This is a genomic window from Bradyrhizobium sp. BR2003 (assembly GCF_009720285.1).
Lineage (GTDB): Bacteria > Pseudomonadota > Alphaproteobacteria > Rhizobiales > Xanthobacteraceae > Bradyrhizobium > Bradyrhizobium elkanii.
This window is the reverse complement of record NZ_SMYJ01000037.1, coordinates 1-22725: the sequence shown is the minus strand read 5'-3', so window position 1 is coordinate 22725 and position 22725 is coordinate 1. Positions and strand designations below refer to the sequence as shown.

The 22725-nt window shown below is 64.7% G+C and carries 22 protein-coding genes; 11 read left to right on the top strand and 11 right to left on the bottom strand.

Annotated elements, in window-relative coordinates:
- Positions 1–46 precede the first annotated feature (46 nt).
- From E2I15_RS31720 to E2I15_RS31695, 6 genes are all read right to left on the bottom strand, one after another.
- A complete protein-coding gene (locus tag E2I15_RS31720) occupies positions 47–523 on the bottom strand; it encodes a DUF1579 family protein (protein ID WP_137483963.1) in 477 nt (158 codons plus the stop codon).
- Between the two features lie 2 nt (positions 524–525).
- Positions 526–1722 (bottom strand): ADP-forming succinate--CoA ligase subunit beta, encoded by a 1197-nt coding sequence (sucC, locus tag E2I15_RS31715; protein WP_016845085.1) that lies wholly within the window; start codon positions 1720–1722, stop codon positions 526–528.
- 161 nt (positions 1723–1883) lie between these two features.
- Positions 1884–2852 carry a malate dehydrogenase gene (gene mdh, locus E2I15_RS31710; protein ID WP_016845084.1) on the bottom strand — a complete coding sequence of 323 codons (969 nt, stop codon included), beginning with the start codon at positions 2850–2852 and terminating at the stop codon, positions 1884–1886.
- A 210-nt stretch (positions 2853–3062) separates the two neighbouring features.
- Positions 3063–4250 (bottom strand): cell division protein ZapE, encoded by a 1188-nt coding sequence (gene zapE, locus E2I15_RS31705; RefSeq protein WP_155262677.1) that lies wholly within the window; start codon positions 4248–4250, stop codon positions 3063–3065.
- Positions 4251–4401: 151 nt separating this feature from the next.
- Complete coding sequence (gene thpR, locus E2I15_RS31700) at positions 4402–4938, bottom strand: RNA 2',3'-cyclic phosphodiesterase (protein WP_137483964.1); 537 nt, start codon at positions 4936–4938, stop codon at positions 4402–4404.
- A gap of 166 nt (positions 4939–5104) precedes the next feature.
- Positions 5105–5764, bottom strand: a complete 660-nt coding sequence (locus tag E2I15_RS31695; RefSeq protein ID WP_170991838.1) for an arylesterase — start codon at positions 5762–5764, stop codon at positions 5105–5107.
- A gap of 55 nt (positions 5765–5819) precedes the next feature.
- On the opposite strand from E2I15_RS31695, the gene E2I15_RS31690 reads away from it, so the two are divergent.
- The 3 genes from E2I15_RS31690 (at position 5820) to E2I15_RS31680 (ending at position 10149) form a co-directional block, all read left to right on the top strand.
- Positions 5820–6539, top strand: a complete 720-nt coding sequence (locus tag E2I15_RS31690) for an ABC transporter ATP-binding protein (protein ID WP_137483965.1) — start codon at positions 5820–5822, stop codon at positions 6537–6539.
- 13 nt (positions 6540–6552) lie between these two features.
- Positions 6553–9123, top strand: coding sequence for an ABC transporter permease (locus E2I15_RS31685; protein WP_137483966.1), 2571 nt, complete (start codon positions 6553–6555; stop codon positions 9121–9123).
- A gap of 234 nt (positions 9124–9357) precedes the next feature.
- The gene (locus tag E2I15_RS31680) at positions 9358–10149 is read left to right on the top strand and encodes a Bax inhibitor-1/YccA family protein (protein WP_021078796.1); all 792 of its coding nucleotides are present in this window, start codon (positions 9358–9360) and stop codon (positions 10147–10149) included.
- A gap of 245 nt (positions 10150–10394) precedes the next feature.
- Here E2I15_RS31680 and E2I15_RS31675 read toward each other — a convergent pair whose 3' ends face one another.
- The 3 genes from E2I15_RS31675 to acnA all read right to left on the bottom strand — a co-directional run bounded on the left by E2I15_RS31675 (position 10395) and on the right by acnA (position 14951).
- Entirely contained in the window at positions 10395–10766 is a 372-nt protein-coding gene (locus E2I15_RS31675; RefSeq protein ID WP_028336300.1) for a DUF2794 domain-containing protein, read from the bottom strand.
- Positions 10767–11307: 541 nt separating this feature from the next.
- On the bottom strand, positions 11308–12069 hold the full coding sequence (locus E2I15_RS31670) for a DUF1223 domain-containing protein (protein ID WP_016845075.1): 762 nt from the start codon (positions 12067–12069) through the stop codon (positions 11308–11310).
- Positions 12070–12230: 161 nt separating this feature from the next.
- Positions 12231–14951: an aconitate hydratase AcnA gene (gene acnA / locus E2I15_RS31665; RefSeq protein ID WP_137483967.1), complete on the bottom strand. Its 2721-nt coding sequence runs from the start codon at positions 14949–14951 to the stop codon at positions 12231–12233.
- Positions 14952–15191: 240 nt separating this feature from the next.
- On the opposite strand from acnA, the gene ccmA reads away from it, so the two are divergent.
- The 6 genes from ccmA (at position 15192) to E2I15_RS31635 (ending at position 18638) form a co-directional block, all read left to right on the top strand.
- Positions 15192–15794, top strand: coding sequence for a heme ABC exporter ATP-binding protein CcmA (ccmA, locus tag E2I15_RS31660; RefSeq protein WP_137483968.1), 603 nt, complete (start codon positions 15192–15194; stop codon positions 15792–15794).
- Positions 15791–16459: a heme exporter protein CcmB gene (ccmB, locus tag E2I15_RS31655; protein ID WP_018269392.1), complete on the top strand. Its 669-nt coding sequence runs from the start codon at positions 15791–15793 to the stop codon at positions 16457–16459. The genes ccmA and ccmB overlap by 4 nt, the downstream gene beginning before the upstream one ends.
- Positions 16460–16534: 75 nt before the next feature.
- Entirely contained in the window at positions 16535–17314 is a 780-nt protein-coding gene (locus tag E2I15_RS31650; RefSeq protein ID WP_137483975.1) for a heme ABC transporter permease, read from the top strand.
- 4 nt (positions 17315–17318) lie between these two features.
- Positions 17319–17498 carry a heme exporter protein CcmD gene (gene ccmD, locus E2I15_RS31645; protein WP_137483969.1) on the top strand — a complete coding sequence of 60 codons (180 nt, stop codon included), beginning with the start codon at positions 17319–17321 and terminating at the stop codon, positions 17496–17498.
- Entirely contained in the window at positions 17495–18088 is a 594-nt protein-coding gene (locus tag E2I15_RS31640; protein WP_137483970.1) for a DsbE family thiol:disulfide interchange protein, read from the top strand. The genes ccmD and E2I15_RS31640 overlap by 4 nt, the downstream gene beginning before the upstream one ends.
- A 175-nt stretch (positions 18089–18263) precedes the next feature.
- Complete coding sequence (locus E2I15_RS31635; RefSeq protein WP_069277275.1) at positions 18264–18638, top strand: ComEA family DNA-binding protein; 375 nt, start codon at positions 18264–18266, stop codon at positions 18636–18638.
- Positions 18639–18788: 150 nt separating this feature from the next.
- On the opposite strand, the gene E2I15_RS31630 is transcribed toward E2I15_RS31635, so the two are convergent.
- Positions 18789–19388, bottom strand: coding sequence for a septation protein A (locus tag E2I15_RS31630; protein ID WP_137483971.1), 600 nt, complete (start codon positions 19386–19388; stop codon positions 18789–18791).
- Positions 19388–20332, bottom strand: a complete 945-nt coding sequence (gene ftsY, locus E2I15_RS31625; RefSeq protein WP_137483972.1) for a signal recognition particle-docking protein FtsY — start codon at positions 20330–20332, stop codon at positions 19388–19390. The genes E2I15_RS31630 and ftsY overlap by 1 nt, the downstream gene beginning before the upstream one ends.
- Before the next feature lie 210 nt (positions 20333–20542).
- On the opposite strand from ftsY, the gene E2I15_RS31620 reads away from it, so the two are divergent.
- Positions 20543–21244 carry an RluA family pseudouridine synthase gene (locus tag E2I15_RS31620; RefSeq protein ID WP_170991837.1) on the top strand — a complete coding sequence of 234 codons (702 nt, stop codon included), beginning with the start codon at positions 20543–20545 and terminating at the stop codon, positions 21242–21244.
- A 105-nt stretch (positions 21245–21349) separates the two neighbouring features.
- A complete protein-coding gene (locus tag E2I15_RS31615; RefSeq protein ID WP_137483973.1) occupies positions 21350–22489 on the top strand; it encodes a DUF2336 domain-containing protein in 1140 nt (379 codons plus the stop codon).
- The last annotated feature ends 236 nt before the right edge of the window (positions 22490–22725 follow it).

Here is a 22725-nt window from a genome sequence, read left to right as displayed (position 1 = left end):
GCATGATCTTGTCGGAAGACCGGGGGACCACTTTTCCGGATCATGCTCAGTGGATACGCCGGTACACGCCGGTGAGCACGTCGGCCCACCCTTCCGCGTCAGGCGAGAACTGGATTTTCATGTTGTAGGTGTTGTCGTCGACGACCTCGTAGACGTGACGGGCATTGCCGCGCAGCGAGCCGCGCACCAGGATCAGCGACTTGCCCGCCCAGCCACCGGACGCCGGTGACGGCGGGTAGTAGCCGAGCGAGTCGTGCCAGAACAGTTTGTAGGCCCGATCGTCGCGGTCGTAGGTGAACACGCCGTGGGTGGCGAAGCTCTCCTTGCCGTCGCGGGTCTGCACGCTGTCCTGGATCAGGTAGAAGCCGTTGAGCGCGACGCGCGCAACGACATGCGAGGTGGCCGGACCGCCCGCGGTCCAGCGCGACGGATAGACCATCTCTTCGCCGCTCCACTCGCCCGCAAACGCCGCGAGCTTGCGGTGTTCGTCCAGCGGTGTCGGAGCGTCGAGATGATCGGCCATCGTCAGCCTCCCTTGACGGCTTTCACGATCTTCTGTGCAGCGTCATCGAGGTTGTCGGCGGGCAGGACGTTGAGGCCGCTCTCGCGGATGATCTTCTTGCCCTGCTCGACATTGGTGCCTTCGAGGCGCACCACCAGCGGCACCTTGAGGCCGACCTGCTTCACCGCGGCGACCACGCCCTCGGCGATCACATCGCACTTCATGATGCCGCCGAAGATGTTGACCAGGATGCCCTTCACGTTCGGATCGGCGGTGATGATCTTGAACGCGGCCGCGACCTTCTCGACGCTGGCGCCGCCGCCGACATCGAGGAAGTTCGCCGGCTCCATGCCGTACAGCTTGATGATGTCCATGGTCGCCATGGCGAGGCCGGCGCCGTTGACCATGCAGCCGATCGTGCCGTCGAGCGCCACATAGTTGAGGTCGTATTTCGACGCCTCGATCTCCTTGGCGTCTTCCTCGGTCTCGTCGCGCAGCGCGACCACGTCGGGATGACGGTAGAGCGCGTTGCTGTCGAACGACACCTTGGCGTCGAGCACGCGGAGCTGGCCCTGCTTGGTGACGACGAGCGGATTGATCTCGAGCATCGCCATGTCCTTGGCGACGAAGGCGGCATAGAGCTGACTGGTCAGCTTCTCGGCCTGCTTGGCGAGATCGCCCTTCAGCTTCAACGCCTCGGCGACGGTGCGGCCGTGATGCGGCATGATGCCGGTCGCGGGATCGACCGAGAACGAGACGATCTTCTCCGGGGTCGAATGCGCGACCTCCTCGATGTTGACGCCACCCTCGGTCGAGACCACGAAGGAGACTTCGGAGGTCTCGCGATTGACCAGGATCGAGAGGTAGAACTCCTTGTCGATGTCGGAGCCTTCCTCGATGTAGAGGCGGTTGACCTGCTTGCCGTGCGGACCGGTCTGCACCGTGACCAGCGTCGCGCCGAGCATCTGCTTGGCGAACTCGGCGACCTCGGCGGCCGACTTGGCGATGCGGACGCCGCCCTTGTCGCCGGCCGATGCTTCCTTGAACTTGCCCTTGCCGCGGCCGCCGGCATGGATCTGGCTCTTCACCACCCAGATCGGGCCGGGCAGCTGCTTGGCCGCCGCATCGGCCTCTTCCGGCTTCAGCACCGGCACGCCGCGCGAGATCGGCACGCCGAATTCATGCAGCAAAGCCTTGGCCTGGTATTCATGGATATTCATGGAAAGACGCTCCCAAACCCTCGTGCGGCGACCTTTTACGTCAGCCTTGAGACTGGCATACCATATACCAAAGCTCGCGCAACTAAAAAATCCGCCGGAATTTCATCGCCTTGCACCCGACAGACGATTGAAGCCGCCTATCGGGTCATTGCCATTCGAGATTACTTGCCGAGCAGATCGGGCGCGATCTTCTTGCAGGCGTCGACTAGGCCCTGCACCGCACCGACCGACTTGTCGAAAGCCTCGCGGTCCTTGCCCGCCAGTTCGATCTCGACGATGCGCTCGACACCCTTGGCGCCGACCACGACCGGCACGCCGACATACATGTCTTTCACGCCGTACTCGCCGTTGAGGTAGGCGGCGCAGGGCAGCACGCGCTTCTTGTCCTTCAGATAGCTCTCGGCCATCGCGATCGCGGACGCCGCCGGCGCGTAGAAGGCGGAGCCGGTCTTGAGCAGGTTGACGATCTCGGCGCCGCCGTTGCGGGTACGATCGACGATCTCATCGATGCGCGCCTGCGAGGTCCAGCCCATCTTGACGAGGTCGGGCAGCGGAATGCCGGCGACAGTCGAGTAGCGGGTCAGCGGCACCATGGTGTCGCCATGGCCGCCCAGCACGAAAGCCGTGACGTCCTCGACCGAGACGTTGAATTCGTCGGCCAGGAAATAGCGGAAACGCGCGGAGTCGAGCACGCCGGCCATGCCGACCACCTTCTTGTGCGGCAGGCCCGAGGCCTTCTGCAGCGCCCACACCATGGCGTCGAGCGGGTTGGTGATGCAGATGACGAAAGCGTCGGGCGCGTACTTCTTGATGCCGGCGCCGACCTGCTCCATGACCTTGAGGTTGATAGAGAGAAGATCGTCGCGGCTCATGCCGGGCTTGCGCGGCACGCCGGCGGTGACGATGCAGACCTTGGCGCCGTCGAGCGCTTCATAGGAATTGGCGCCGACCAGATTGGAATCGAAACCGTCGACCGGCGACGACTGCGCAATGTCGAGCGCTTTGCCCTGCGGCACGCCCTCGGCAATATCGAACAGCACGACGTCTCCGAGTTCCTTGAGGCCGACGAGGTGCGCCAGCGTTCCGCCGATCTGTCCGGAGCCAATCAGAGCAATCTTGTCGCGTGCCATGGGAAATCAGTCCTTTGAACTGTGTACGGGAGGGAGGGAAGTCGGTTGCAAGGGTGGTTATCCCTTTCGAATGATCCATTCAAGTCGCGGCCTGCCCGATTGCGGGCCCTGCCTGGAATTCGATCAGGCATGCCAGCAACATCCGCCCCGGAGACACGAAAAGTTGCCCCGAACCGGACCGCGCGCAAGACGGAATTTCGAGGCTGAATTTCAGGTCTCGACCAGGCCGGTCGACGCGCCGCTCGCCGAGGAGTCCTTCCGGCCGTGCGGCAGCGCCAGGTAGGATTCCGAGCTCATCTCGATCAGGCGCGAGGCTGTGCGCTTGAACTCCATCGCCTCGACGCCGTCGGTCGCAAGGTACAGCGACACCGGATCGGCCTCGGCCGAGGCCATCAGCTTCACGGCATTGTCATAGAGCGTGTCGATCAGCGAGATGAAGCGCTTGGCGGCATTGCGCTCGGCGTAATCCATCACCGGAATGTGGTCGATCAGGATCGTGTGGTAGTCGTGCGCGAGCCTGAGATAGTCGGACGCGGCCAGCGGCTTCTCGCAGATGTCCATGAAGCTGAAGCGCGCGACGCCGTGCGCCGAGCAGGGCACGTTCAGGATGCGTCCCTTGATCGGAATGAGGCGCGCCTTGCACGGCGCATTGCCGGTCATCTTGCGCCAGGCCGAGTTGAGCGCGGCATCGGCCGCGTCATCTGCGGGCACCAGCCACATCTTGACGCCCACGAGTTTTTCCAGCCGGAAGTCGGTGCGCGCATCGAGCCGCAGCACGTCCATGTGGTCGGAGATCTGCGCAATGAACGGCAGGAACAGCGCGCGATTGAGCCCACCCTTGTAGAGATCGTCAGGCGCAACGTTCGACGTCGCGACCACGACGGTGCCGAGATCGAACAGCTTTGCGAACAGCCGGCCGAGGATCATCGCATCGGCAATGTCGGTGACGTGAAATTCGTCGAAGCAGAGCAGCCAGGCTTCGTCGAAGATCGCCTGCGCGGTAAGCGCGATCACGTCGCCGTCGGCGATCTCGCCGCGCGCGATCTGCTGACGGTAGCCGTAGATGCGCTCATGCGCCTCGGCCATGAATTCGTGGAAGTGCGCGCGGCGCTTGTGCTCGACCGGGCTCTGCTGGAAAAACAGATCCATCAGCATGGTCTTGCCGCGACCGACCTCGCCGTGGACGTAGAGTCCGCGCGGCGGCTTGTCGTCCTTGTCGCCGCCGAACAGCCGCCCGAACAGGCCTTGCTTGCGCTGCGGCTTGTAGCTCGCGAGCCGTTCATCCAGCGCGCCGAACGCCTCGGCGGCGCGGGCCTGCGCGAGATCGGCCTCGATCGCGCCGGACGCGACCAGGGACTTGTAGTGCTCGAGAAAGGAACTGGGCGAGGTGGACAGCATAAGCCCACCTTACGGCCCTAGTGCGCGGCAAATTGCAAGCCGTGAATTGTGCCGGTGGCTATGCAGGCAGGTATGCAAGCGCGAGCCCTTGCATACCACGGCCGGCCGCATGAGCCACGTCGGGTGTCTCAAGCCGCGATCTTAGGGCACCTCACGCGCAGAGCGCGTAGGCATCCTCGACCACATAGGGGCCGCCGCCTGTCGACGCGCGCGACGAGAACAGCACGAAGCGGTCCGCCATGAAAGTGCGGCTCGGGAAGTAGCCGCGCACGGACAGATAATCCGCGACGTCCTGGCTCGAAGCGTCATGCAAACGCGCGAGGGTGACATGTGGCGTGAATTTTCTGCCCTCGGGATCGAGCCCCATCCGCTGCATCATCCGCTCGAGCTCCGCCTGCAGTTCGATCAGCGGCCGGCTCGGCTCGACTGCGGCAACCACCGCGCGCGGCTTGCGTCCGCCGAAGCTCGACAGGCCTTGCAGTTTGACCTCGAACGGCTTGCGGTTCACCCGAAACAGCATCGATGCGATCTCGTTGGCCCAGATGCCATCGATATCGCCGATGAAGCGCAGAGTGACGTGATAATTTTCGGGATCGATCCAGCGCGCGCCGGGAAGGCCGCCACGCAAGCTGGAGAGGGTTTGGCCGATCTCGGCCGGAATTTCCAGTCCAGTGAACAGACGCGGCATCGCAATAATCCTCGATGCTTGGCGCGAGTTTTGGGAGCCCGCACCCTGTAACAGCCCGGCGACGAATCACCGATGCCTATTTGTACCCGAGATATGTGACTCTGCGAAGCATGACCCGTTAACAGCTCGTAAACCTACGGACACGACACGGCTCACTGCCTGCGCTTCAGCTGCGTTGCCCTGATATTGCGCCGAGAAATGCCTCCACTGTGGGCAGGATATTTTTCACAACGATGTCCACACCCTCCGCCGTCGGATGCATGCCGTCGGCCTGATTGATCTTCGGATTAGCAGCAACGCCGTCGAGGAAGAACGGATAGAGCGGCACGCCATGGTCCTTCGAGAGATCCGGATAGATCGCGTTGAACTTCGCTGCATACTCACTGCCATAGTTCGGTGGCGCGAGCATGCCGCACAAGAGCACGGCGATCTTGCGCGCCTGCAACTTTGTGATGATGTCGGCGAGCGCGGCGCGCGTAACGGCGGGATCGATGCCGCGCAAGGCGTCGTTGGCGCCGAGCTCGACGATCACGGCATCGGTTCCATCGGGCACCGACCAGTCGAGCCGCTCACGGCCGCCCGAGGCGGTGTCGCCGGACACCCCGGCATTGGTCATCTCGACCTTTATCCCCTTGGCTTCCAAGGCCTTTTGCAGCCGGATCGGGAATGCCGCCGGGCCCGGCAGGCCGTACCCGGCGCTCAGGGAATCGCCCAGAATCACCATCTTGATCGGCTTCGCCGGGCCTTTCTCCGGGCCATTTTCCAGTCCTGGCGTCTGCGCGCTGGCCGCCGTCATCAAGCCCATAAGCAACACGAGTATGTGCACGAAGATTCTCAACCGGCCCTCGACCGCAGCCGCGGAAGTGCCATATGACCGAACCATGGACAGTCTCATCGAATCCTCTTCACTGACCGACGTCGAGCCGGACACCATTGCCGTCAGCAACGTCAATCTCTCGCTCGGCACCGGCGCGGCACGGGTCCATATCCTCAAAGATATCAGCCTTCGTGTGGCGGCGGGTGAGGCCATCGGCCTGATCGGCCCGTCGGGCTCGGGCAAGTCGACCTTGCTGATGGTGATGGCGGGGCTCGAACGTCCTGACAGTGGAGAAGTGGTCGTCAACGGCACCTCGTTCAATGCCCTCGATGAAGATGCGCTGGCGCGCTTCCGCGGCCGCCAGGTCGGCATCGTCTTCCAGTCGTTCCATCTGATCCCGACCATGACGGCGCTGGAGAATGTCGCGGTGCCGCTCGAGCTCGCCGGCAATCCCGATGCCGCCGCGCGCGCCGCGCATGAGCTGCAATCGGTCGGGCTCGGCGAGCGTCTGCATCACTATCCGACGCAACTCTCCGGCGGCGAGCAGCAGCGCGTCGCGATCGCGCGCGCGCTCGCGCCCGATCCCGCGATCCTCGTCGCCGACGAGCCGACCGGCAATCTCGACGAGACGACGGGCAAGCAGATCGTCGACCTGCTGTTCACCAAGCACGCCGAGCGCGGCATGACGCTGGTGCTGGTGACGCATGATCTCGCGCTCGCGCAGCGCTGCGACCGCGTCGTGCGGCTGCGCTCCGGCCGCATCGACGGACAATCAACGACATGAGCTTTGCCACCACATGAGCATTGCGTCCGAAGTCGCGCTGCAGGGCCGCGCGTCGTCGCTTGCCTTCCGTTATGCGCTGCGCGAACTGCGCGGCGGCCTGCGCGGCTTCTACGTGTTCATCGCCTGCATCGCGCTCGGCGTGATGGCGATTGCCGGCGTCGGCTCGGTCGCCGCCAGCCTCGGCGACGGCCTGTCGCGCGAGGGACGCACGCTGCTCGGCGGCGACGCCGCGTTCTCGCTGATCTCGCGCGAGGCCAAGCCCGACGAGGTCGCCTATCTGCGCACGCGCGGCGAGGTTTCGATCGCGGCCACCTTGCGTGCGATGGCGCGCAGCAATGACGGCAAGCTGGCCCTGGTCGAGCTCAAGGCGGTCGACAACAAATATCCGATGCTCGGCGAGCTGACGCTCGAGCCGAACATGCCGGTCGCCGATCTGCTCGCCGAACGCGACGGCGCCTATGGCGCGGCCGCCGATTCGACGTTGCTGGCGCGGCTCGACCTGAAGCTCGGCGACCGTGTAACCATCGGCAGCGCGACCTACCAGATCCGCAGCGTGGTGGTGGCCGAGCCCGACAAGCTCGCCGGCGGCGTCGGCCTCGGGCCGCGCTTCCTGATCAGCGAAGCCAGCCTGCACGCCACCGACCTGCTGCAACCGGGCAGCCTGGTGCGCTGGATCTACCGGGTGAAACTGCCCGACGGCGCCAATGACGATCGCGCCACCACCGCGCTGATCGACGGCGCGCGCAGTGCCGCGCCGGAGGCCGGCTGGGAGGTCCGCAGCCGCAGCAATGCCTCACCGCAGCTCGAGCGCACCATCAACCGCTTCACCCAGTTCCTGACCCTGGTCGGCCTCGCGGCGCTGCTGGTCGGCGGTGTCGGCGTCGCCAACGCGGTGAAGAGCCATATCGACCGGCGCCGCGACGTCATCGCTTCGTTCAAGGCGCTCGGCGCCACCGGCCGCGACGTCTTCACGATTTACTGCACGCAGGTGGTGGTGCTGGCCGGGATCGGCTCGGTGATCGGGCTCGTGCTCGGCGCCGCGCTGCCCTTCGTCATCGTCGGCCTGTTCGGCAAGCTGCTGCCGCTGCCGGTGGTGCCCGCGCTGCATCCCGACGAGCTCGCGCTGTCCTTCCTCTACGGCCAGCTCACCGCGCTGGCGTTCGGGCTGTGGCCGCTCGGCCGGGTGCATGACGTGCCGGTCGCCGCGCTGTTCCGCGAGACCGTCACCAGCGAGTGGCACCGCCCGCGCTGGAGCTATCTGGCGCTGATGGCCGTGGTGATCGCGCTCCTGATCGGCGTCGCAATCGGGCTTGCCTATGACAAGCGGGTCGCCGCCGTGTTCGTCGCCTCGTCGATTGCGGTGTTCCTGCTGTTGCGCGGAATCGCCGAGCTCCTGATGGTGGTGGCGCGGCGGCTGCCGCGCAGCCGCATGACCATGCTGCGGCTCGCGATCGCCAACATCCACCGGCCGGGCGCGCTAACGCCGTCGGTGGTGCTGTCGCTGGGGCTCGGGCTCGCGGTGCTCGTCACCATCACCCAGATCGACGGCAATCTGCGCCGGCAGTTCCTGGCCGCCCTGCCGGAGCGGGCGCCGTCGTTCTTCTTCATCGACATCCCCTCCACCGAAGCCGACCGCTTCAATGCCTTCCTGACCAAGATCGCCGCCGGCTCGACCGTCGAGGACGTTCCGATGCTGCGCGGGCGCATCGTGGCCGCGCGCGGCGTCAAGGCCGACCAGCTGAAGCCGTCAGTCGATTCGGAATGGGTGCTGCAGAGCGATCGCGGCCTGACCTATACCGGCGAAATTCCCAAGGGCTCGAAGATCGTCGAGGGCGAATGGTGGGGGCCGGACTACAGCGGCCCCCCGCTGGTCTCGATGGAGAAGAAGATCGCCGACGGCCTGTCCCTGAAGATCGGTGACGAGATCGTTGTCAACGTGCTCGGCCGCGACGTGCCGGCGAAGATCGCCAACCTGCGCAACATCGACTGGCAGGGGCTCGGCATCAATTTCGTGCTGGTGTTCTCGCCGAATGCCTTCAAGGGCGCGCCGCACAGCCATGTCGCGACCCTGACGGAACCACATGCCGATTCCGCGGACGATGCGCGCGTCATCAAGCAGGTCGCCGACGCGTTCCCGATGGTGACCAGCGTGCGGGTCCGCGAGGCGCTGGAGACGGTCGGCAGCGTGGTCAGCAATCTGGTGCTGGCGATCCGCGGCGCCAGCGCCGTGACGCTGATCTCGGCGATCCTGGTGCTCGGCGGCGCGCTCGCGGCCGGACACCGCCACCGCGTCTATGACGCCGTGATTCTCAAGACGCTCGGCGCCACGCGGGTGCGATTGCTCGGCGCCTACGCGCTGGAGTATCTGATGATCGGTTTTGCAACCGCCGTGTTCGGGGTGATCGCCGGCTCGATCGCGGCCTGGCTGATCGTGACGCGGCTGATGACGCTGAGTTTTATCTGGCAGGCGGGCAGCGCCGCGCTGGTCGTGGTCGCCGCGCTGGTCGTCACGGTCGGGCTGGGGCTCGCCGGGACGCTGCTCGCGCTAAACCAGAAGCCGGCCTCAGTGTTGCGGAATTTGTGACAAAATGTAGCGGCGCGAGCGCCGTTTTTGCCTATAACGCTAGGGTAGAGCGACATTCGGCCGCGCGTGGAAGCTTGCGTCGGATGTGTTAATTTCCCACATACCAATCGGGTCGGATAGTCGGTTTGAATGACACGGAATTAATGTTCCGCAAACCGAGCAATCTGAGATAGATTTACGACCGGCGCCGCAAATCCCTTGCGCTCCACCGGGACCAACCACGGGAATTCGACCATGTCGGACCTAGACCGCAATTACGCTTCTCCTTTCGGCCGGGCCGCCGGGCGCATTGACGCTGCGGCCGTCGACGCCGGTCTGCGCGCCTACATGCTGCGCATCTACAACTACATGAGCATCGGCCTGGCCATTACCGGCCTCGCCGCGCTCGGCGTCTATATGGGCGCGGTGACCACCGACCAGTCGGCCGCCGTCGCCAAGTTCGGCAACGCCTATCTGACGCAGTTCGGCTATGCGATGTTCGTGAGCCCGCTGAAGTGGCTGTTCATCCTCGCCCCTCTGGCGATGGTGTTCGTCATCTCGGCCGGCATCAACCGCCTGCAGCCCGCGACCGCCCAACTCCTGTTCTGGGTGTTCTCGGCGCTGATGGGTCTGTCGCTGTCGTCGATCTTCCTGGTGTACACGCACACTTCGATCGTGCGCGTGTTCTTCATCACCGCGGCGACGTTCGGTGCGCTGAGCCTCTACGGCTACACCACCAAGCGTGACATGAGCGGCATGGGCTCGTTCCTGTTCATGGGTCTGATCGGCATCATCATCGCGAGCCTGGTCAACCTGTTCCTGGCGAGCTCGGCGCTGCAGTTCATCGTGTCGGTGGTCGGCGTGCTGGTGTTCGCGGGCCTCACCGCCTGGGACACCCAGCGGCTGAAGAACGACTACATCTACGGCTACGCCTCGCAGGGTGGCGTGATGGCAGAGCGTGCGGCAATCACGGGTGCGCTGTCGCTCTACCTGAACTTCATCAACCTGTTCACGCTGCTCCTGCAGCTGCTCGGCCAGCGCGACTAAGCGCCTCGAGCGAGCCAATCGATCCAAGCCCCGGCCATCGTGCCGGGGCTTTTTCTTTTGGACGAGGCATGATGTGGCGTAGCCCGGATGAAGCACAAGCGTAATCCGGGACAAGTTCATCCATGGCTTCGGCATTTGTAGCCCGGATGAGCGAAGCGACATCCGGGACGGTCTTCATCAGGTAGGTACAGCTTGCCCGGATTTCGCTTCGCTCCACTCGGGCACAGCAGGCTAACCTGACGCGCTTACACCAGCGACAGCTTGCGATCGATCACGAACAGCACGCGTTCGAGTTCATGGCCGCGGCGTAGGATCAGGCCGGTCGCGGAAATCACGCTGTACATGCCCTGCTTGCGCGCAAGCCGGGGATCCTTCTCGATCCGGTAGATCGGCATTTCGGATGCGCGCCGGAACACCGAGAACACGGCACGGTCCTTCAGGAAGTCGATCGCATAGTCGCGCCACTCGCCGTCGGCGACCATGCGGCCATAGAGATTGAGAATGCGGTTGAGCTCAAGTCGATTGAAAGTCACGCGGTTGGGCTGAGGAGTCGCGGCGGCGGTGCGCGCCGCGGCACGACTCCCGCTCGGATCAGTGTCCTCCGAGATCAAACTCATCGAGCGCCTCCTGTCACCTCGGTGACGATCGGGTTCCGAAGGCCCCTCGTCGGGATCGTCACGAGAGTGACATGATCGCGCTAAGCGAGGGGGCCCGCAAGGGGCCAATCGCAATGCAACCGGGCCTTAACCACCGCCGCGCGCGGCGGATTGTCCGGAAAACAGCAGAGTCACGGGAACGTTAGCGGAATCATATTGCTGCCCCACTTCCGCCCATCGCCCGCCCCGCTGCCCTGCGAAAAGGAAATCCTGCGTTGGCCCGGTCCTTTCGGTTCCGGATTCCTCAGCCCCCAGCCCCCCGGGGCCGTCGGGATCGGGCCTGTTCGCAGGGGAGTCAAATCCCAACACTGGGCCAACGAAAGTTGGTCCTTTTTGTTTTTGGGACCTGCGCAAGCGGGACGCGCGGAAGCCCCCGGCGCTTTCCTTTCGGCAAATCACTGGATGCACGTTCGTCGCCATGCGCGGCTGCACGACAACACGCGTGCGGTCCAACGACGCGACGGGCGGAAGCCGGCGCATCGCGCTTGACCGCAGCGAGACGCTAGTGAAGCGAGGTGAAAGCAGCGCCGAGCATCGGGCCCGGCTTCTCGCGGTTGCCGTCCTGGACGTACACCGCCGCAGCATCGACACCGTCACGCGTGATGTTCTCCAGCGGCACGGTCCAGCTCCCGGACGAACCGTTCCAGTCACCGACCTTGAGGAGATTGCGCACCACGTTGTGGTAGGTGATCTCGCGGCCGCGGTTCTCGCCGCGCGCGATCGAGATCGGCACCGACTTCGAGATCGAGCAGATCCAGACCTCGCCGCGCGACACTGCGGGTGACTTCGATGCGGCGACCGACACGTTGATCTGCTTGCCGGTCAGCGTCATCGTCACCGGCACCGACATCACGCTGCCGCTCCTTTCGGTGCTCTTGATGGCGTCCTCGATACTGGCGCGATCGCTGCCGATCACATGCGCGGAGCCGTTGATCACGGCCTGCGGCGTGTAGACGTCGCGATCGCCGCGCACATGTGAATAGGCCTTCTGGCGCGCGCTGAAGCGGGAATCGGCCAGCGTGTCCTTCCAGCCGAGATAATCCCAATAGTCGATCGGCATGCTCAGCGCGATGACGTTGGGATCCTTCGCGAGGTCACCGATGATCTTGTCCGCGGGCGGACAGGACGAGCATCCCTGCGAGGTGAAGAGTTCGACGACGGCACGCGGATCGGCGTGGGCGGGGCGGATGATCGCGACGATTGCGCAGATACCAAGGGCGCTCGACCATCGCGAGATACAGTTATAGGCCATCATCGCTGTCATACTGCGAACCAGTCGTGATGATTTCCATCCGTAATTGTACGGAGCATGAAGTCTGTCCCTGAACTTGCGTGCCCCAAAACGCGAGAAAGCGGCCTTTTCATAGGCCGCCTTCTTTTTAGTCGCTACTCACTAAGCGGTGAGGCACCGATCACAAATCCGCGTTAGGCCGCGAGTTTGCGCAGCACATAATGCAGGATGCCGCCGTTGCGATAGTAATCGAGCTCGTCCAGTGTATCGATGCGGCAGAGCAGCGGGACATCCTTCTTGCCGCCGTCGGCGGAGACGATTTCGGCCGTCAGCGTCTGGCGCGGCTTCAAATCGCCCTGCAGCCCGCGGATCGTGACCTTTTCGTCGCCCTTGAGGCCGAGCGAGGACCACGACGTGCCGTCCTGGAAGGTGAGCGGAAGCACACCCATGCCGACCAGGTTGGAGCGATGGATGCGCTCGAAGCTCTGGCAGATCACCGCGCGCACGCCGAGCAGGCGGGTGCCCTTCGCGGCCCAGTCGCGCGACGAGCCGTTGCCGTATTCGGCGCCGGCGAACACCACCAGCGGCACGCCTTCCGCCTGGTACTTCATGGCGGCGTCGTAGATCGACATCTGCTCGCCGTCGGGCCAGTGCTTGGTCAAACCGCCTTCCGGAATATTGCCGTCGGCACCCTTCAGCATGAAGTTCTTGATGCGGATGTTGGCGAAGGTGCCGCGCATCATCACTTCATGGTTGCCACGCCGCGTGCCGTACTGGTTGAAGTCGGCGGGGCGCACCTGGTGCTCGCTGAGGAACTTGCCGGCGGGCGAGGTCAGCTTGATCGAACCGGCCGGCGAGATGTGGTCGGTGGTGATCTTGTCGCCGAACATCGCGAGGATGCGTGCATCGACCACGTCGGTGACCGGGTCCGGCTGCTTCTTCATGCCTTCGAAATAGGGCGGGTTCTGCACATAGGTCGAGCTCATGTTCCAGCGATAGGTCTCGCTTTCCGTGGTCTTGATCTTGCGCCAGTTGGTATCGCCCTTGAACACGTCGGCGTACTTCTTCTTGAAGATCGTCGCGGTGACGTACTTCTTCATGAAGGCGTTGATCTCCTTCGCGGTCGGCCAGATGTCCTTGAGGAACACCTGCTTGCCGTCCTTGCCGATGCCGAGCGGCTCGACCGCGAGATCCTTGGTCACGGTGCCGGCGAGCGCATGCGCGACGACGAGCGGCGGCGAGGCGAGGTAGTTCGCCTGCACGTCGGGCGAGACGCGGCCTTCGAAGTTGCGGTTGCCCGACAGCACGGCGGCGGCGACGATGCCGTTTTCGTTGATCGACTTCGAGATATCTTCGGGCAGCGGGCCGGAATTGCCGATGCAGGTCGTGCAACCGAAGCCGACCAGGTTGAAGCCGACCTTGTCGAGATCGGCCTGCAGGCCGGAATTGGCGAGATATTCCGCCACCACCTGGCTGCCCGGCGCGAGCGAGGTCTTCACCCACGGCTTGGCCTTGAGGCCCTTGGCGGCGGCCTTGCGCGCCAAGAGGCCGGCGCCGATCAGCACGCTCGGGTTCGAGGTGTTGGTGCAGGAGGTGATCGCCGCGATGACGACGTCGCCATGGCCGAGATCGAAATCACGGCCCTCGACCGCATAACGCTTCGATTCGCCCTCGGGCTTCTTGTATTCGCCGACCAGCGCGGTCGCGAAACCGGTCGACACCGCCGGCAGCGCGATGCGGCCTTCGGGGCGCTTCGGTCCGGCCATCGACGGCACGACGTCGCCGAGGTCGAGCGTCAGCGTGGTGGTGAATACCGGATCGGCCGACTTGGCGGTGCGGAACAGGCCCTGCGCCTTGGCATAGGTCTGCACCAGCTTGACGCGATCTGCCTTGCGGCCCGAGGTCTTCAGGTAATCGATGGTCGCGGCATCGACCGGGAAGAAGCCGCAGGTCGCACCGTATTCGGGCGCCATGTTGCCGATGGTCGCCTTGTCCGCGACCGAAAGATAGTCGAGGCCCGGGCCGAAGAACTCCACGAACTTGCCGACCACGCCGAGCTTGCGCAGCATCTGGGTGACGGTCAGCACGAGGTCGGTCGCGGTGACGCCTTCCTTGAGCTGGCCCTTGAGCTTGAAGCCGACCACCTCAGGCAGCAGCATCGACAGCGGCTGGCCGAGCATGCAGGCCTCCGCCTCGATGCCGCCGACGCCCCAACCGAGCACGGCGAGGCCATTGACCATCGTGGTGTGCGAGTCGGTGCCGACCAGCGAGTCGGGATAGGCGACCTCGAAGGTGCCGGTCTTCCGGCCGACCGTCATCTTCTCCTTCTTGGTCCACACCGTCTGCGCCAGATATTCCAGATTGACCTGGTGGCAGATGCCGGTGCCGGGCGGCACCACCGAGAAGTTCGAGAACGCCTTCTGGCCCCACTTCAGGAACTCGTAGCGCTCCTGGTTCTGCTTGTATTCCTCGGTGACGTTCTTCGCGAACGCCTTGTTGTCACCGAAGAAGTTGACGATCACCGAGTGGTCGATGACGAGATCGACCGGCACCAGCGGGTTGATCTTCTCGGCATCGCCGCCGAGGTTCTGCATCGCGTTGCGCATCGCCGCGAGGTCGACCACGGCCGGGACGCCGGTGAAATCCTGCATCAGCACGCGCGCCGGGCGGAACGCGATTTCGTGCTCGAGCTGGCGCTTCTTCAGCCACTTCGACACCGCAACGATGTCTTCCTTCTTGACGGTGCGGCCGTCCTCGTTGCGCAGCAGGTTCTCCAGCAGAACCTTCATCGAATACGGCAGCTTCGAAATCCCCTTCAGTCCGTTCTTCTCTGCCTGGGGCAGGCTGTAATAGACGTAGGACTTGCCGCCGACCTTCAGGGTCTTGCGGCATTTGAAGCTGTCGAGCGAGGTCATGCGAGGAATCCCAATTCTCAGTTATACCCGGCAAGGGTAACTAAACACCGGCGATCGGTACTGGCCAAGGGATGGCCTGGGGTGGGTTGCGGCCGCCGATTGTGTGTGCTGCATCAAGTTCCGGGCTTATAGAACCTTTCTAGAAGCACCGCCACACCGACAAGCGTGCGACAGCGTTGCGCGACCCAAAAATTCTCACGCGGTAGCGAAAGATTTCAGAGGGCTGTGACAAGACGAACCATGCGGCTCTCGGGACGAAATCTGAAATGCGTGCGCGGCGGACGCGAGGTGTTTTCCGGCCTCGATCTGTCGGCCACCGCCGGCGAGGCGCTCGCCATTACGGGCCCCAACGGCGCCGGCAAGACCTCACTGCTGCGCGTCCTCGCCGGGCTATTGGTTCCCGCCGAGGGTGTGGTCGCGCTCGAAGGCGGCGACGCCGAGCTCAGCCTGCCCGAGCAGGCCCACTATCTCGGCCATCGCGACGCCCTGAAGCCGGCGCTGAGCGTTGCGGAGAATCTGTCCTTCTGGCGGGAATTCCTCGGCGGCGAGACACAGGACGCCGGCGGCTGCCTTGCCGCGGTGGCGCTCGACCACGCCGCGCATCTGCCGGCGGCCTACCTCTCCGCCGGCCAGCGCCGCCGTCTGTCGATCGCGCGCCTGCTCTCGGTGCGGCGGCCGGTGTGGCTGCTGGATGAGCCGACGTCGGCGCTCGATGCGGCCGGACAGGCGCTGTTCGTCGGGCTGATGCGCGACCATCTCGCACAGGGCGGCCTGATCGTCGCGGCGACGCACCTTCCGCTCGGCATCGATGCGCGCGATCTGCGGATGGGAGGCGCGGCATGAGCGCGCTTGGCGCGCTGATCCGGCGCGACATCCGCATCGCGCTGCGCGTCGGCGGCGGCGCGCTGATCGGCGTGCTGTTCTTCCTCACCGTCACCGTGCTGATGCCGTTCGCGGTCGGGCCGGATCTGGCGCTGCTGTCGCGGCTCGGCCCCGCCATCCTCTGGCTCGGCGCACTGCTGGCGAGCCTGCTCACGCTCGACCGGCTGTTCACGGCCGACCACGAGGACGGCTCGCTCGACCTCATCGTGATGAGCCGGACGCCGCTGGAACTCGCCTGCGCGGCCAAGGCGCTGGCGCACTGGATCGCCGCCGGCCTGCCGCTGATCGTCGCAACCCCGGTACTCGGCCTGCTGCTCAATCTCGACGGCACCGCGACGCTTGCGGTGGCCGCGACGCTGCTGGCGGGAACACCGGCGCTGACCTTCACCGGCATGATCGGCGCGGCATTGGCGGTGACGCTGCATCGCGGCGGGCTATTGCTCGCGGTGCTGGTGCTGCCGCTGTCGATCCCGGTGCTGATCTTCGGCGTTGCCGCTTCGCAGGCAGCGATATCGGGGCCCCTGCCCTTTGGAACACCGTTCTCGATCCTCTGCGCGCTGTCGCTTGCCAGCCTCGTGATCGGCCCCTTTGCCGCCGCCGCGAGCCTGCGGCACGGGCTGGACTGAGATGAGCCAGATCAAATCTCGCCGAGGGGAATTCGGCCAATTGCGTGCGACACATTGGACGACTATCAGGGTGCCATGACGCTGACCGACCTCGCCAACCCGACCAAGTTTCTGGCGCTGACCGCGCGCATCCTGCCGTGGCTCGCCGGCGTGACCGCGATCCTGCTCGCGATCGGGCTCTACCAGTCGGCGATGGCGCCCGACGACTACCAGCAGGGCGCCACGGTGAAGATCATGTTCATCCACGTGCCGAATGCGTGGCTGTCGATGTTCGTCTGGGGCGTCATGAGCGTGGCCGCGCTCGGCACCTTGGTGTGGCGGCATCCGCTCGCCGACGTCGCCGCAAAGGCCGCCGCTCCGATCGGCGCCGCCTTCACTTTCCTTGCGCTCGTCACCGGCTCGCTGTGGGGCCGGCCGATGTGGGGCACCTATTGGGAGTGGGATGCGCGCCTGACCTCGGTCTTGATCCTGTTCCTGATGTATCTCGGCCTGATGGCGCTGTGGCGCGCGGTGGAAGACCCGTCGCGCGCGGCAAGGGCGGCGGCGGTGCTCACTCTGGTCGGCGCCATCAACATCCCGATCATCAAGTTCTCGGTCGACTGGTGGAACACGCTGCATCAGCCGGCCTCGGTGTTTCGCGCCGGCGGGCCGACGCTCGACAAGGTGTTCCTGTGGCCGCTGCTGGTGATGGCGATCGCGTTCTCGCTGCTCTTCATCACCTTGCACCTGGCGGCGATGCGCAACGAGATCCTGCGCCGGCGCGTGCGCAGCCTGCAGATGATGCAGGCCAGCCGCGTCTCGTTCACGACTGGTTCGCGCGAAAAAAACGCGTCAAACGAAATTGGAGCGGCGTGACACGATGGCGCTTGGTCCCTACGCCTCCTTCATCGTGACGTCCTACGCGCTGGTCGCGGCGGTCGTGCTGCTGTTGATCGTCTGGATCATCGTCGACTATCGCCGGCAACAGACGCGTCTCAGGGAGATCGAGGCCAGCGGCGTGACGCGCCGCTCCGGCCGCAGCGCGGCGGATATAAGATGAGCGATCAGGCGACCAACAGCCCGCCGCAAGCCCGCCGCCTGCTGGTGGTGCTGCCGCTGGTGATCTTCCTCGCCCTCGCCGGGCTGTTCCTGCTGCGGCTCTATGGCGGCGATCCATCGAAAATCCCGTCGGCGCTGATCGGCCGGCCGGCGCCGCAGACCGCGCTGCCCGCGCTCGACGGCCTGGCGCGGGACGGCGCGCCTGTCCCCGGTCTCGATCCCGCCGCCTTCAAGGGCAAGGTCTCGGTCGTCAATGTCTGGGCGTCGTGGTGCGTGCCGTGTCACGACGAGGCGCCGCTGCTGACCGAGCTCGGCAAGGACAAGCGCTTCCAGATCATCGGCATCAACTACAAGGACTCGCCCGAGAATGCCCGGCGCTTCCTCGGCCGCTACGGCAATCCGTTCGGCATCGTCGGCGTCGACGGCAACGGCCGCGCCTCGATCGAATGGGGCGTCTATGGCGTGCCCGAGACCTTCCTGGTCGGGCGCGAGGGCACCATCGTCTACAAGCTGGTCGGCCCGGTGACGCCGGACAACGTCAACAGCGTGCTCAAGGCCGAGATCGAGAAGGCGCTGCGCGCGGACAAGTAATCGCGTCGGCATGCCGTGACTGGCGAACCTGAATCGCGCATGAATGACGCGAGAAAACACCTGCGGCATAATACTACGACACGTTTATCGGCGGTTCATTTCGCGGCCACGGCAACGCCATGAACGCACCCCCAACTTAGCGGCGTTGACATCAACGTTCCTCTGGAGGGGACATATGCGCAAGACCACGCTCGCTTCACTTCTCGCCACCGCACTCACGCTCGGCATGATCACGGCGTCGCCGTCGATGGCCCAGACTCCGCAGCCGGCTGCGCCCGCCGCGAAGTCCGAGAGCAAGATGGCTCCCGCCCCGAAGGCCGCCACCCCTGAGTTGAAGACGACGGGAATGGCGAAGGACGATTTGCTCGACATCAACAGCGCCAGCACCGACCAGCTCGACGCGCTGCCTGGTGTCGGCAAGGCCTATTCGGCCGCGATCATCAAGGGCCGCCCCTACAAGGGCAAGGATGAACTGGTGCAGAAGAACATCCTGCCGCAGGCGACCTACGACAAGATCAAGGACAAGATCGTCGCCAAGCAGAAGAGCTGAGCTCTTTCTCATGCCCCGGACGCAGCGCAGCACGCGAGTGATGCGCTGCAAAGCCTGGGCTTATGCCTCAGCGAAAGCTATCTGGTGAGATAGGTCCCGGCTCTGCGGAGCGGCACTGCGCGCCGCACCGCGTCCGGGACAACAGATCGGTCACTTTCTGAGGTCGCCGGCGTCCGCCTCGCTGGTTTCCAGCGAGACCGGCTCGATGTGATAGCGCTTGGTCAGCGGCATCTGGGCGATGGCGAAGATCATGGTCAGCGGCGTCACGCCGAACACCTTGAAGTTCACCCAGAAATCCGTGGTCTGCGTGCGCCAGACCAGCTCGTTGAGAACCGCCATGCCGGCGAAGAACAGCGCCCAGCGCATGGTGAGGATGCGCCAGCCCTGCGGCGTCAAGTTGAACACCTGGTCGAACATGATGGCGATGAAGGACCGGCCGAACAGCAGCCCGCCGCCGAGCACGGCCGCGAACAGCCCGTAGATGATGGTCGGCTTGACCTTGATGAAGGTCTCGTCGTGCAGCACCAGCGTCAGGGTGCCGAACACCAGCACGATCGCGCCGGTCACCAGCGCCATGATCGGCACGTGCCTGGTCACCACATAGGATGCGATCATTGCGGCCACGATCGCCACCATGAACGCGCCGGTCGCGACGAACAGATGGTACTTCGCGTTGGCGATAAAGAACACGAGCAGCGGCCCGAGTTCGGTCGCCAGCTTGAACAGCGGATGCGGCTGGGTCTTGTCCATCAATCGATTCCGGCAATTGCCTTGGCAAAATCCTTCGCCGCGAAGGGCGCGAGGTCCTCGACGCCTTCGCCGACGCCAATGAAATGCACCGGCAGCTTGTGCTTCTCCGACAGCGCGACAAGGATGCCGCCGCGCGCCGTGCCGTCAAGCTTGGTCATCACGAGCCCCGTGACACCTGCCGTACGATGAAACGCCTCGACCTGCGACAACGCATTTTGTCCCACCGTGGCGTCGAGCACGAGCAGCACCGCGTGCGGCGCCGACGCATCGACCTTCCTGATGACGCGCACGACCTTTTCGAGTTCGTTCATCAGCTCGGACTTGTTTTGCAGGCGTCCGGCGGTGTCGATCAGCAGCACGTCGCGCTGCTGCTCCTTGGCCGCGGTCAGCGCGCTGAAGGCAAGACTCGCCGAATCCGAGCCCTGGGCGCCTGATATGACCGGCGACTTGGTGCGCTCGCCCCAGACCTTGAGCTGCTCGATCGCCGCAGCGCGGAAGGTGTCGCCGGCGGCCAGCATGACCTTGCGGCCCTCGGCGGAGAATTTCGCGGCCAGCTTGCCGATCGTCGTGGTCTTGCCGGAGCCGTTGACGCCGACCACCAGGATGACGAACGGCTGCTTCGCGGCATCGATCTCGAGCGGCTTTGCCACCGGCGACAGTACCTTCTCGACCTCGGTCGCGACCACCTCCTTGACCTCGTCGGCCGAGATCGCCTTATCGTAGCGCCCCTTGCCGACAGCCTCGGCAATGCGGACCGCGACATCGGTACCGAGATCGGCGCGCAGCAGCACATCCTCGATGTCATCGAGCATGGCCGAATCGAGCTTGCGCTTGATGACGAGGTCGGCGACCGCGGTCCCGATCGAACTCGAGGTCCGCTTCAGGCCGCCCTTCAGCCGCTGCCACCAGCTCTGTTTTGGAGTTCCCGCAGTGGTATCGTTCATGTCTAGTGTCCGGCTCTAACATTCGCATCCCGTTGCGGCTAGCTCTGTTGCGAATGTTAGAGCCGAGGGACACTAGAGAATTTTGACTCTGGTGCGGCTTTTCGGATTTGACATTCGCTCGCCGGTGCGTGGAAACAAGAAGCGAATGCCAAATCCGCCGCACCAGGGACGTGTTAGCCGTTTCGGCCCATAAACGAAAGTCTCGACGAATTGATCGATGTTCCCCAATTGACCGCGGAAGAAATCCTGGGCCGCGTGCTCCACCGCGACGGGCTGATGCTGGTGATCGACAAGCCAGCCGGCCTGCCGGTGCATCGCGGCCCGAAGGGCGGGCCCAATCTGGAGGCCTCGTTCGACGCGCTGCGGTTCGGCCTGCCGCGGCCGCCCGTGCTGGCGCATCGGCTGGACAAGGACACGTCCGGCTGCCTCGTCCTGGGACGCCACCGCAAGGCGACCGCCTCGCTCGGGCTGTTGTTCAAGCACAGCAAGATCTCGAAGACCTATTGGACTGTGGTCGAGGGCGGCCCTGCCGAGGATGAAGGCACCATCGACATCCCGCTCGGCCGGCTCAACGCCGAGCGCGGCTGGTGGCAGAAGCCGGACCCGGATGGCCAGAAGGCGATCACCAACTGGAAGGTACTGGGGCGCGGCGACGGCCTCACCTGGCTCGCGATGGAGCCGGTCACCGGCCGCACCCATCAGCTGCGCGTGCATTCGGCGGCGATGGGCTGGCCGATCGTCGGCGACAATATCTATGGCAACGGTCCGCGCTTCGGCGAGCCGACTTTGCATCTGCATTCCCGCGAGATCGGCATCCCGATCTCCAGGAACAAGGACCCGGTCCGTGTCGTCGCGCCGGCGCCCGAACACATGCGGGAGCGGCTCAAGGCCTGCGGCTGGAACGGGCGGTAGCCTCCGTGATTTTACGGACAATTATCCTTTACGGAACATTCAGGCCCATCGGATAGTCCTGCAGGCGGCTTAGAAAAAGCGCGCCACGACGGCTCAGGACGAGCAATGCTGAATGATGGGCAGGCAATTGTCGACGAGGTCGAGGCTGCGATACGCGCCGGCTCCGCCGATAAATGCCTGGCCACGGCAAGGCGCGTCACCAGCCTTTTCCTCGCATCCGCCGGCAAGTTCAACAGCGAACAGATCGAGTTGTTCGACAACGTGCTCGAGCGTCTGGTGAAGACCATCGAGTTGCGTGCCCTCGCCGACATCAGCGCCCGGATGGCACTCACCGATATCAGCGAACAGCTCGCACCGGTCGCCCAGGCACCGCCCGCGATCATTCGCCGCCTCGCCAGCAATGACGAGATCAGGATCGCGCGGCCGATCCTGCAGGAATCGTCGCGGCTCAGCGCGGACGACCTCGTCGAGATCGCGCGGACCAAGAGCGAGCAGCATGTGCTCGCCGTCGCCGGCCGTTGGTGGTTGAAGGAGGTCGTCACCGACGCGCTCCTGGCGCGCCGCTTTGCGAGCGTGAGCCACCGCCTTGTCAGCAATCCCGGCGCCAAAGTATCGCCGGGCGGATTTGCCGTCATCCTCGCGCAGGCCGAGCACGATCCGGTGCTTGCGGTCGAGACCGGTATTCGCGCGGACCTGCCGTCGGAGCTCCGCCTTCAGCTCCTGCGCCGCGCGACGGAAGAGGTTCGCGGCCGTCTGCTGGAGCGCGCCCCGCCCTATCTGTTCGAAGAGATCCGGCACGCGATCGCCGCGGTCGCCGCCGGCGTCGAGCGCGACATGTCGCAGGTCCGCGACTTCACCGCGGCCAAGCGCCATGTCGCAAAGCTGAAGGACGACGGCGAGCTCAACGAAGCCTCCCTGCTCGGTTTCGCCAGGCAGCGAAAATATGAAGAGACCATCGTTGCGCTGGCGTATCTTGCGCAGTCGAACATCGAGGTGATCCGCTCCCTGATGCAAAGCCTGCGCAGTGAAGGCCTGCTGGTGCCCTGCCGGGCGGCAGACCTGAGTTGGGAGACCACCGCCGCGGTGATGGAATGTCGCTATACCACCGGCTCGATGGGACCGGTCGAACTCGCCCGTGCGAAGAGCCAGTTCACCAAATTGACCCGCGAAAACGCCGATCGCCTGCTGCGGTTCTGGCAGGTTCGCGCGTCGCAGCCGGCGAGGCCGGGCGGGCGCGCGCACTGAGTGCGTCGTGCACGAAGACGCGATGGTTATCGATGCAACCTGTCAAACAGCTGGTTCGGTGTCATCACCCGCGAATGCGGGTGACCCGCTGTTCCGGAGGCGCCAATGCGCAGCTCCCTCCATTCATTGTCCTGACGAAACAGGCCGTGCAAAAACCACGCTGTGATGCTGGATTTTGGAGGGAGAGGCTGATTCGGAGGGCTTGATGGGACACGTCGTCGGGCAGTCGCGCTATC